At 44.7% G+C, this 11206-nt stretch carries 13 protein-coding genes; 10 read left to right on the top strand and 3 right to left on the bottom strand.

Translation table 11 applies throughout. From position 1 onward, the window contains the following. The first annotated feature begins 26 nt into the window (after positions 1-26). The 7 genes from NQ544_RS12605 (at position 27) to NQ544_RS12575 (ending at position 3764) form a co-directional block, all read left to right on the top strand. Positions 27-326, top strand: coding sequence for a DUF7724 family protein (locus NQ544_RS12605; RefSeq protein ID WP_006847682.1), 300 nt, complete (start codon positions 27-29; stop codon positions 324-326). Then, complete coding sequence (locus NQ544_RS12600; RefSeq protein WP_006847683.1) at positions 307-546, top strand: DUF7723 family protein; 240 nt, start codon at positions 307-309, stop codon at positions 544-546. The genes NQ544_RS12605 and NQ544_RS12600 overlap by 20 nt, the downstream gene beginning before the upstream one ends. A gap of 13 nt (positions 547-559) precedes the next feature. Further along, on the top strand, positions 560-820 hold the full coding sequence (locus NQ544_RS12595; protein WP_208855000.1) for a DUF4160 domain-containing protein: 261 nt from the start codon (positions 560-562) through the stop codon (positions 818-820). A gap of 40 nt (positions 821-860) precedes the next feature. After that, positions 861-1367 carry a TlpA family protein disulfide reductase gene (locus NQ544_RS12590; RefSeq protein ID WP_006847685.1) on the top strand — a complete coding sequence of 169 codons (507 nt, stop codon included), beginning with the start codon at positions 861-863 and terminating at the stop codon, positions 1365-1367. Between the two features lie 393 nt (positions 1368-1760). Further along, entirely contained in the window at positions 1761-1997 is a 237-nt protein-coding gene (locus tag NQ544_RS12585) for a DUF4160 domain-containing protein (RefSeq protein WP_040553191.1), read from the top strand. A gap of 6 nt (positions 1998-2003) precedes the next feature. Next, positions 2004-2270, top strand: coding sequence for a DUF2442 domain-containing protein (locus NQ544_RS12580; protein ID WP_006847687.1), 267 nt, complete (start codon positions 2004-2006; stop codon positions 2268-2270). 300 nt (positions 2271-2570) lie between these two features. Then, positions 2571-3764: a GDSL-type esterase/lipase family protein gene (locus NQ544_RS12575; protein ID WP_040553119.1), complete on the top strand. Its 1194-nt coding sequence runs from the start codon at positions 2571-2573 to the stop codon at positions 3762-3764. A gap of 48 nt (positions 3765-3812) precedes the next feature. On the opposite strand, the gene xpt is transcribed toward NQ544_RS12575, so the two are convergent. Continuing rightward, entirely contained in the window at positions 3813-4379 is a 567-nt protein-coding gene (gene xpt / locus NQ544_RS12570; protein WP_022120760.1) for a xanthine phosphoribosyltransferase, read from the bottom strand. A 174-nt stretch (positions 4380-4553) separates the two neighbouring features. Here xpt and NQ544_RS12565 point away from each other — a divergent pair, with 174 nt between their 5' ends. After that, positions 4554-5540: a YqiA/YcfP family alpha/beta fold hydrolase gene (locus NQ544_RS12565; protein WP_006847691.1), complete on the top strand. Its 987-nt coding sequence runs from the start codon at positions 4554-4556 to the stop codon at positions 5538-5540. 101 nt (positions 5541-5641) lie between these two features. On the opposite strand, the gene NQ544_RS12560 is transcribed toward NQ544_RS12565, so the two are convergent. Further along, the gene (locus NQ544_RS12560; RefSeq protein ID WP_040553121.1) at positions 5642-6949 is read right to left on the bottom strand and encodes a nucleobase:cation symporter-2 family protein; all 1308 of its coding nucleotides are present in this window, start codon (positions 6947-6949) and stop codon (positions 5642-5644) included. Positions 6950-7354: 405 nt separating this feature from the next. Between NQ544_RS12560 and NQ544_RS12555 the strand changes: the two genes are divergently transcribed. Next, complete coding sequence (locus NQ544_RS12555) at positions 7355-9292, top strand: IS1634 family transposase (protein WP_006848056.1); 1938 nt, start codon at positions 7355-7357, stop codon at positions 9290-9292. A gap of 19 nt (positions 9293-9311) precedes the next feature. Here the strand turns inward: NQ544_RS12555 and NQ544_RS12550 are convergent, their stop codons facing one another. Continuing rightward, complete coding sequence (locus NQ544_RS12550; RefSeq protein WP_006847694.1) at positions 9312-9779, bottom strand: nucleoside deaminase; 468 nt, start codon at positions 9777-9779, stop codon at positions 9312-9314. Between the two features lie 218 nt (positions 9780-9997). On the opposite strand from NQ544_RS12550, the gene NQ544_RS12545 reads away from it, so the two are divergent. After that, positions 9998-11134: an AAA family ATPase gene (locus NQ544_RS12545; protein WP_006847695.1), complete on the top strand. Its 1137-nt coding sequence runs from the start codon at positions 9998-10000 to the stop codon at positions 11132-11134. Positions 11135-11206 lie beyond the last annotated feature (72 nt).

Here is an 11206-nt window from a genome sequence, read left to right as displayed (position 1 = left end):
AAATCATTAAAATAAGGAGGTAGAATATGGACAACGTGAATCTTTCATCAGAAGCATTACTCTCCAATCAGGGAGATATGACTTCATTTAGATATGGCAATAGTAATATCCGATTTCGTACTCCAAAATGCCTCAAACGATACACAGAGGTTAAGGAATGGGATAATGGATATATTGTTGTCATGGCCGACTACGAAGGTATGGGAGAAACCGAAGAGTACATTGATCTTTTGCCCATATTGAAGAATCTGTATATTAATCCTGAGACTTTTCTCAAACCAATCAAGACAGTAAAAATAGATTATCATGAAGGAAGAAGAAATTAAAGCCGTAGCAGAAAAAGCCATGATGATAGTTTGCGGATATGCATTTTCGCAAACCGAAGAAGGTTTTATACGTGTAGTGTATCTACACTCCCCATATCATGCTCTTGTAATGACAAGCGAGGGTGAAGTAACAGAAACCAATATGGATGATATAGAAATCAGCATCGTTCAAAAGTATTGGAAACGAAACAAAAAATTAATGGAGCAAGCTTATGCCTAAATATTACGACTTTATGATATGTGGGTATTACCTCTATTTTACTTCCCATTGTATCGTGGAAGCTATGCATGTACATGCTAGTGACCGGCACTTAACAGAATCAGGTTCTGCCAAGTTGTTTGTAATGGGAAATGGCGATACTGTCGTAAAAGAACAAGGTGTTCTGACCAATAAAGAATTGAGAATCATTCGTGAGTTCGTAAAAGACAATTATCAGGAAATGTTCTTGAAATGGTCGGAAATGAGCAATAATGGCTTTTATCGTGGAGAATAATTTAGACAAGGAGGTAGTATATAGATTTATTTAATAGCAAATGATAAAACAAATGATGATGGCGTTGCTTTTGGCGATGATGCCTCTTGCAGCAAGCGCACAGGAAACTCATGTCGTACAGGAACAAGTAGATAGTTTGCTGTCTCCTAGTATAGTGGTGAATCGACATTTCTATGTCAAGGATTTGAACGGAAAACTTTGGACAGAACAGTCGCTCAAGGGACATAAGGTAGTAATCAACGCATGGTATTCAGGCTGTGGACCTTGTTTGCGAGAAATGCCTATCCTTTCGGAGTGGAAGAATAAGTATCCTAATGTGATATTTCTCTCTGTAAACTTCGAGAAAGCTGATAAGGTAAGGAAGATAACGGAGGCACGTGGCTTCAATTGGACTCATCTTTATGGTGATAATTATTTCGTGAAATTTGTTGGCTCAGGCGGTTTTCCTCTCTTTATCGTCCTAGGTGAGGATGGCTTGATACGTTATATGGTGAATGGTACCAATGAGAAGATACGTCAGGATATTTTGAACGTTATCAATAAGTAGGTAACTACTCAGCACCCCTATGGGCATGAGTAATCGTCTTACTGTTGTACTACAGCAAGAATTGCATTGAATTTCGAATTTCCGTTCTTCATAGCAGTTTCAGCGATGGAGTGCAGAATGGCAACCCAATACCCCATTGGAAAAATATAGAAACTTACTTCCTGACCGATGGAAAAAGTAGTAACAGCATTAGTTTAATCAGCTGTTACTGCTTTTTTTGAATTATGCAAGGTATAAACGCGGAGACGCTTACGAATGTATATCCTTCTTGCCCAACACATCGGGCAAGCGAGGATATACATTTTTCTTGTTATCTCACTCATCCTCAAACATTTTCCAAAAATTCCTTGCATCTTTCAGAAGAAAAGCGTATCTTTGCAAAAAAAAGAAACGATGCCAACAATATTTATATTTTTCGGATTCAGATTCATGTTTTATTCTAATGATCATGAACCAATTCATGTCCATGTTATCAAGGATGGAAATGAAGCAAAATACAATGTATCCCCTCTGACCCAGATTTATAATCATGGATTCAAAAAGCATGATATTGCCTTGATTGAATCTATTATTTCTGAGAATGAGGCGGTCATTATAGATAGATGGAAAGAGTATTTTAATCAAAAATAAGATATTATGGAGCAATATAGAGTAAATCGCGTTTGGGTTGACGATGCCCATATTTGGGCAGAAACCCAAAATGGCTGGAAGGCTAACTATCCTTTCAGCCGTTGGAGCCGTCTTGCTAACGCCACACCTGCCCAGCGTAAGGCTTTCGTATTGAGCAGATATGGTATCCATTGGCCTGAATTAGACGAAGATTTATGCTTTGAAGGACTGTTCGCAGATGCTGGCATATACAAACCGTCAAATGCAGAAGATACTATTTATTATCAAGCATAACAATGCGGCTGAATAAGCGTAACGAGACGGCTCATCTGGCGCAAGGATACGACTGCACTGGGTCAAAGATATAGATTAGGAGGTTCAAACAGTCGGTATCTGAGGTTCAGAGAGACTGTATCTGAGGTTCAAGCAGACTGTATCTGAGGTTCAAGCAGACTGCTTCTTGAAGATTCCCACTAGGCTCGGCAGCTCTGCTGAGCCTAGTCAGCAGCTCTGCCGACTGCAGTCAGCAGAGCTGCCGAGCCTAGTGACAACACCTCATTAACATACAAATATATACTTTTAAAATACAACAAGGTGAAAAGATTTATAATGATACTATGCTTCATCTGCACATACACACTACAGATGGCGGCACAAACATGGATTGGAACTTGGGCTACGGCACCACAGACTGTGGTGAAAGCGTTTATGCCCTATAATAACAACATGACAAACCGTTCGGTTCGCCAGATAGTAAAAGTAAGCGTGGGAGGCGACGTGATAAGACTGAAACTGAGCAATATCTACTCGATGCAACCCGTAGTGATACGCTCCATCTATATCGCCCACGCCAAAGACTCTTTCAAGATTGATGCCAAATCGGCTCAATACTTCAAGTTCGGCAACAGCTACAAAGCTACCATTCCTGCCGGCAGGCAGATAGTGAGCGATGCGCTGAAGTTCAATCTCAAGAACCTGGAGCGCGTTGCCATCACCATCAACTATACCTCGGCTCCCGATGTGCCTACCGTTCACATGGGCTCACGTACCACCTCTTATATCATGAAGGGAGTAACCAATGCCCACTCCAACTTCGAAAAGGCTTTCCGCGAGAACCACTGGTACAACATCAGCGGCATCGATGTGTATACGATGAGCAACAACATGAGTGCCATCGCCATCATGGGCAACTCTATTACCGACGGCAAATGTTCTACGGATAATGCCCAGAACCGGTGGCCGGATGTTATGTCGGAGATGCTGCAGCTGAAGCATAAGATAACCAACCAGGGCGTATTGAACCTGGGCATCGGCAACAACCGGGTAACCGTGCCGGGCGGTTTCGGGGCACTCGCCAAGGAACGCTTCGACCGAGATATTCTGATGCAGAGCGGCGTAAAGAAGGTAATTATCTTTGAAGGCATCAACGACATAGGTGCAGCCAAGAGCGGCAACAGCGAAACGGTAGCCCGCCAGATTATAGAGAGCATACAGGGAATGATGAAGAAGGCGAAGGCCCGGAAGATGAAAGTTTATCTGGGCACCATCACGCCTTTCAAGGGTGCCGGCTACTACAGCCATTTCCACGAAGCAGCCCGACTCTATGTAAACGACTGGATTCGAAGTCAGGCAAAGAACGCAGATGGCATTTTAGACTTCGCCAAGCTGCTTCAAGACCCGAATGATGACAGAAGGATGAAACGGGAATATGCCAGCAACGACTGGCTCCACCCGAATCCGGCAGGCTACAAGGCGATGGGAATCTATGCCGCTGATATCGTCAAGTAAGAAAAAAGCCGCCCTATTACAGGCGGCTTTTAATATATATAAAAGATTTTACTTCAAGACAATCTTGCAATCATCCAGGCTCTCTACGGTAGCGAGCGCCTCATAACGGATTCCCTCCTTGCGCAGGAAGTCACCACCATGCTGGAAAGCCTTCTCGATGATGAAACCCATCGCCTCAATCTTGGCACCAGCCTTCTCGCAAAGGTCCATCACGCCCTTAGACGCATTACCATTGGCAAGGAAATCATCGATAAAGATAACATGGTCCTCAGGAGTAAGATAACTGTTGCTCACACAAACCGTATAATCGCGGTCCTTTGTAAAAGAGTGAACCACAGAGGTAATCATACCCTCCATAGTCTTAGGCTGCTTTTTCTTCACAAATACAACAGGAAGATTGGTCAGATAACCTACCATGATGGCAGGCGCGATGCCCGAAGCCTCGATAGTAATAATCTTGTTGTACTTGATGTCCTTGAAAAGGCGCACGAATTCCTTAGCTAAGTCCATCATCAGAATAGGGTCCATCTGATGGTTCACAAAGCTGTCTACTTTTAAGATTCCACCAGGAAAGCATCTGCCCTCCTGCATAATTCTTTCTTTCAGTAAATCCATTATGACTTGAACTTTAATATGGTTATTGGGTGCAAATTTACTACTTTTTTCGCAAACAAGGAAGTTTATCGCCCAATAATTTTGTTTTGTCTGCAATTTAGCGTAATTTTGCAGCAGAAATGAATAAGTTGTTCAGGGAGCATGATATGATGCCCCCTATAAAACTATAAGAATATGAATCCATATATCAAACAATTCCCCGACCTCATGGCGGGCAAGAAAATCATGTATGTTCACGGTTTCCTCTCTTCTGCACAGAGCGGCACCGTAAAGATGTTGCAGGAACTGATGCCGAATGCCACCCTCGTGGCTGAAGACATCCCGGTACATCCGGAAGAGGGCATAGAAATGCTGCAGAAGATGGCGGAGACTGAGAAGCCCGACCTCATCATCGGTACCTCGATGGGAGGCATGTATACCGAACTGCTGAAAGGATTCGACCGCATCCTCGTAAACCCTGCCTTCAAGATGGGCGATACTATGAGCAGCATGACCGGCAAGCAGGAATTCCAGAACCCGAGAAAGGACGGAGTGAACGAACTGATGGTTACCAAAGGCCTCATCAAGGAATACCGTGACTTTACCGAGCGTTGCTTCCAGGACATTACTCCCGAGGAGCAGCAACGTGTTTACGGTCTCTTCGGAGATGCTGATCCGTTGGTCCATACCTTCGACCTCTTCCATGAGCACTATCCGCTCGCCATCCCATTCCACGGCGAGCACCGACTTATCGACAAGGTAGCATTCCACTATCTCTGTCCGGTAATCCGATGGATAGACGACAAGCAGAACGGCAAGGAGCGCCCTATCGTATACATCGACTTCGATGCTCTGCACGACAGTTACATGAAGGCAACCAGTTCGATGCACAAGGCTTACGAGATGCTGATAGAGCATTACAACGTATATATCGTAGCCCCAGCGCCAACCAACGACCATGAATACATGGCGAAGGTACAGACTTGGGTGGAGGAATATCTCTCTACCCCAGCCTACAACCACATCATCTTCTGCAACCAGAAGAACCTGCTCTACGGCGATTACTTCATCGACCCTAGCCCATGCGATGGTTTCATGGGTACGACGATAGAATACGGCAGCGATGAATTCAAGACCTTCGAAGAAATCATCACCTTCTTCGAAAGACTGGGAGGACAGTGATTTAGTTAATAGTTTATAGTTAACAGTTTATAGCAAAAAAGGTGCAACTCACTTTCCTTACTTGTGAGTTGCACCTTTTTATCTATAAATATCTTTGATTCTTATGCCTTATCCAGATTCTTCGGCAACACGAGGTTCAGGATAACGGCGAGCAGGAAGACTACTGCCACACAGTTATCAGCAAAAACGGTGCGCACAATCTCTGGGAAGATGTTGAACATACCTGTTGCAGATGTGAATCCGAGACCTACGCTGAGCGAGAGGCTCACGATGACCATGTTGCGCTGAGAGAAGCCGGTACGCGCCATCATGCCGAAACCGGCAAAGAGGATGCTACCGAACATCATGATGGTACAGCCACCCAATACTGCCTGAGGAATCGTAGTAAGTACATAACCGATAGCTGGGAAGATACCACCGATAATCATGATGATGGCACCCATGGCAATAGTAAAGCGGTTCACCACTCCCGACATCGCTGCCAAACCTACGTTCTGACTGAAAGAAGTGATAGGAGTACAACCGAAAAGACCGGAAACCGAACTGACGAAGCCATCGCAGCAGACTGCCGCACCCATCTCCTTAGTCTTAGGATCACGCTTCAACGCACTGTTGCAGAGCGCAGAAGTATCACCAATCGTCTCTGTGGCAGAAACCAGATATACTGCTACCACCGAGAGAATAGCACCAATATTAAACTCAGGTGTAAATGGAAGAAGCTTTGGCAAAGCTACGATAGAGAGACCAGAAAGTCCGCTGAAATCTATCATTCCCATAAACAGAGCCAGGATGTAACCTACCAGCAATCCTACCAATACAGAGAGAGAACGCAAGAAACCCTTGGCGAAAATCTGACAAAGCAGACAAGCCAGCAAAGTGACAGAACCCACAACCCAGTTGTTCATGCTACCGAAATCAGCAGCACCCTGACCACCCGCAAAAGAGTTGGCACCAACAGGAAGGAGCGAGAAACCGATGGCTGTTACCACGGTAGCGGCTACTACAGGCGGAATGAGCTTGATCCAATACTTGGCGAAAAGTCCGAGTGTTCCTTCTACCAGACCACCAATGATGACAGCGCCTATCAAAGTACCCATACCATGAGCACCGGCAATGGCGATGGCGAGCGAAAGGAAGGTGAAGGAGATACCCATCACGATAGGAAGGCGTGAACCGATGCGCCATACCGGATAAAGCTGCACCAAGGTACCGATACCAGCGATGACCATACAGTTCTGGATAAGCACGGCGCTCACCGAACTGTCCAGACCTATCGCACCAGCGAGAATCATGATTGGCGCAATATTGCTGACAAACATCGCCAGCACATGCTGAAGACCAAATGGGAGTGCTTTACCTACGGGCACTCTGCCGTCTAATTTGTAGAGGTTTTCTATTGACTGTTCCATTGTCGTTATAATAATTAGAGAATTTCCATTATCCATCAATTCAGTGTCTTTTCTGAATTTGGCGACAAAATTACAAAGAAAATCTGAGAAATCGTTCCTTTTCTCCATTTTTCTCTATCCCGCATGATAGAATACAAGAAGAATCTACGAAAAAAGGAAGGCTGCGGTTCATATTCCGTGCAACCTTCCCTTTTTATCTTATCTCATTAACCCACATTGCAGCAGTCTTTGATGAAAAACTTAAAGATTCCTAACGAAATCCTAGATTTTGGCAGTTTTCAGCCAATTACCTAGCTGATTTTGCATAAAGAATCCTAATTTGCGGCGAATGTTCGGGAAAATCCCCAAAATGCTACACCCGCCCGTTTTGCCAGTTAAAAAATTGTGTGTACCTTTGCCCCCGAAATGTATATATCCAAGGCAAAGAAATATCGCGATCAGGGAGATGGTACAGCAATCGCATATGATTACTATCGTCTCACGAAGTCTTACATCGACAAAGATGGCAAGACTAAGCATCGTAGTGTTCTTTGCCTTGGAGAACTTCCCGGCTTTGACAAGGATGAACGTAACCGACTGGCAGCCATGCTTACCACTATGATTGAGGATGGACAAAGCGTGATGTGTGATAACAAAAAGCTCTACGAGGAAGCCATGTCTCAATACGTGAAGTACCGCAGCAGCAAGTATGCCCAGGAAAACGATCCCCGTCTCATCGCCGAGCGCAAGGTTCGCGAAGAAGAGGAGCGCAAGAAAGCAGTTGCCGTTAAGCTTGAAACGCTCACCCAGCATGAAGCTCGCATCATCGGTTGCGAGAACCTCTGCAACTCTACCATGCGTATGCTTGATATTCGTAAATATCTGACCTCCAGGGGATGGAAGCGTGACCATATAAACTTTGCCCTCATGCAGATTATCGCACGTGCCATCTATCCATATTCAGAATTGAAGACCGTCCGCTATCTTCGTGAGAACACTGCACTTGCAGAGATGTTCGGCATTCCTAAGGAGAAAATAACCAAAGATGCCTTGTACGAAAGTGCCAAGCGTCTGTGGGACGAGCACCATGGTCTTGAGGACTGGCTCCATGACAGGGTATGCAGCATGTTCGGCATCGAGGAGAAAATCCTTCTGTTTGACATCACAAACTCCTACTTTGAGGGGAAAATGGAGAACAGTGAACTCTGTCAGTATGGTCGTTCCAAAGAGAAAAGGGACGACTGCAGGATTGTTGTCCTTGCTGCTGTAGTAAACACAGAGGGATTACTCGTCCGCACAATGATATACGAGGGAAACCGTCATGATTCTACTACCGTTGAGGAAGTCGTTGGCACTTTGGCCAAGACCACCACTCAGGAAGCCAAACGTGTCGTAGTGATGGATGCAGGCTTCTACTCCAAGCCGAATGTCAATTGGTTAAAAGCCAATGGATTCGACTACATTACCGTACTCCCTTCCGGCGATAGCAAGTTCGAGTCTACAAGTTCAGAAATCATCAATCATACCGACAAAAAGGGACAGCAGATACGCTTGCAGATGGGTAAGGTTGACATGGATGGAGAATCCGTCAAGGCTCTCATGGTGGATAGTGACGCAAAGGGGGCCAAGGAACGCTCCATGTATGAGCAGGCATGCAAACGCTATGAGGAGGGATTGGAAGCAATCAAAAAGGGTATTCTTACCAAGGGCGGAACCAAGAAACGTGACGCCGTGAACAAGCGATTGGGCAAATTGGACAAGCAATATGGAGCCATTCGCCTGTCATACAACGTTACCTTTACCTATGAGGGTACAGGAAAGAACGAGGTTGCTACTTCCATGACCTGGGAATGCAGAGAGGACAAGGCTGCTCAGAGAAGAAAGTTCCATGGAAAATATGTCTTGCTGACGAGCCTTGATGAAAGCCAGGAATTGAACATCTGGAAATTTTATAATGTAATCAGAACCGTAGAGGAGACTTTCCATGTGTTGAAGACAGACTTGGATATCCGTCCTGTCTATCATAAGAGCGACAATGGAATCAAGGCTCATCTCAACCTTGCCATACTGGCATATTGGGTGGTCAGCGTCACCAAGTATCGCCTGAAATTGAAGAAGCATGAGAATGTGAGATGGGATGAAATCATGCGCATTGCCAGCACACAGGTTGTGGTTACTGCAAAAGTTGAAACCGTAGATGGGCAGGTCATTAGTATAAGACAGAGCACAGAGGCAGAGAGTAAACTCTCCGCCATCTATGATTTGCTCTACATTAACCCCAAACCGCTCGGGAAAAGAAAATCCATGCTACACCCAAATCATACCTCAAAAAATCTGGATATTGGAAATCAGGGAGTTACATGACGGGTGACTGCAATGTGGGTTAATACTCCGTCTTTTCCGCATTTTCCTCCCACATGCGGAAAGCACCGAGCGCCTCATCGCGCATCAGGGCAATCATCGGCTTGTGGCGGTCTTCTATCTTGCGGTCTATCTCCTCGTAGATAAACTCATCATCGAAACCTATCTTTGCCGCATCCTTCCGGTCGTTGGCATAATAGATACGGTCGAGATGTGCCCAATAGATGGCACCCAGGCACATCGGGCAAGGCTCGCAGGAGGTATAGATTTCGCAACCTTCCAGATTGAAGGTCTTCAGCTTGCGGGTGGCCTGTCGGATGCAGTTCACTTCGGCATGAGCCGTAGGGTCGAGGTCGATGGTTACACTGTTGGAAGCCTCAGCGATGATAATACCATCCTTGGCAATCACAGCACCAAAAGGTCCGCCCCCCGTCTTCACGCTATTCTTTGAGAGCTCAATGGCTCTATGCATCAATTCTTCTTTTGTCATTGTTTAATATTTTTAGATTAATAATACCCCCTTCTTTTCAATTGGGGGCTACAAATATACAAAAAAGAAATGATACGGCAAGCATTTCATACGAAAAAATGCTTAATGGAATACTTTTTCACCATCACCTCGTTAATTATCCATAATTATAAATACATTTATTATAAGAGTATTTATAATTTTTGTAACTTTGCGCCATCACTTATAAAAAATTGATTATGGATATACCCTTTATTTATGGAAGACTCGCTGAGAAAGAGAGTTTTATCGACAGAATAGAAGACCGAAGGGAACTGAAGAATTTCCTTCGCCACGGCATCAACGTCATCTTGGTATCTCCAAGAAGATGGGGAAAATCTTCGCTTGTCAGAACCTCTATGGAAGAATTAATGCAGGAAGAATCCAAAACAAAGGTTTGCTTTATGGATGCCTCCAAGATTCATACGGAGGAGGAATTCTACAACAAATTTGCCTCCATCGTGATACAAGGAGTTTCTTCCACATTGGAACAGAAATTATCTGACCTGGTGAAATTTATCAATCGTTTTACCCCAAGCATTACGATAACTTCCGACCCAATGAATAGTGTAGAGGTCAACCTAAAGGTGAATCCTGTAAAGGAAAGTCCTGAAAACATTCTGCAACTCCCCGAAAGGATAGCCGAGGCTAAAGGCATCAAGATTATCGTCTGCATCGATGAGTTTCAGCAACTCGCCAACCTGCCAAAATGGAAGAACCTTGAAGCTATGCTGAGGGCTGAATGGCAGTTGCAGCACCATACCACCTACTGTCTCTACGGCAGCAAGATGCACATGATGAAAGATATTTTCAACAAGGCGAACAGTCCTTTCTTTAAGTTCGGACAACTGATGAACCTGAAGAGAATAGCCAAGGAATATTGGATTCCATACATCATGAACAATTTTAAGAAGACAGGAAAAACTATCTCTGAGAGCCAAGCAGAATGTCTATGCGAAAGAGTGAAGTATAACTCTTGGTACGTACAGCAATATTGCTTCTTCCTATGGTCACACACAGACAAAGAGGTGACGCAAGAACTCCTCGACAACCAGCTCCAACTGGTTTTGGACACCAACGAAGACTTGTTCTTGACAGAGATGGACGAGCTCACTCCCACCCAAATCGGCATGTTGAAAGCCATCGCTTCTGGCGAAAAGCACTTCAATGCCAAGGATGTCGTAGAGACGTATGGTCTGGGGCAGCCACAGAGCATCACACGTAACAAGAAAGTATTAGTAGAGAAAGATCTCGTTGAGAAACATCTTCAAGATTTCTCATTCGTCGATCCTGTCTTCGAACTTTGGCTGAAGAGAGAATACAACATTTTACCATAATGGGAATAAAAGCAACCAATAATCGCATTTTCGAGGAAAGAGATGAGGTAAACATCTCTCAAGATTAAGCAA

It is taken from the genome of Segatella copri DSM 18205 (assembly GCF_025151535.1).
In the GTDB taxonomy this organism is placed as follows: domain Bacteria; phylum Bacteroidota; class Bacteroidia; order Bacteroidales; family Bacteroidaceae; genus Prevotella; species Prevotella copri.
Note: the sequence above shows the minus strand (reverse complement) of the source record. Positions and strands in the feature narration are given on the sequence as shown.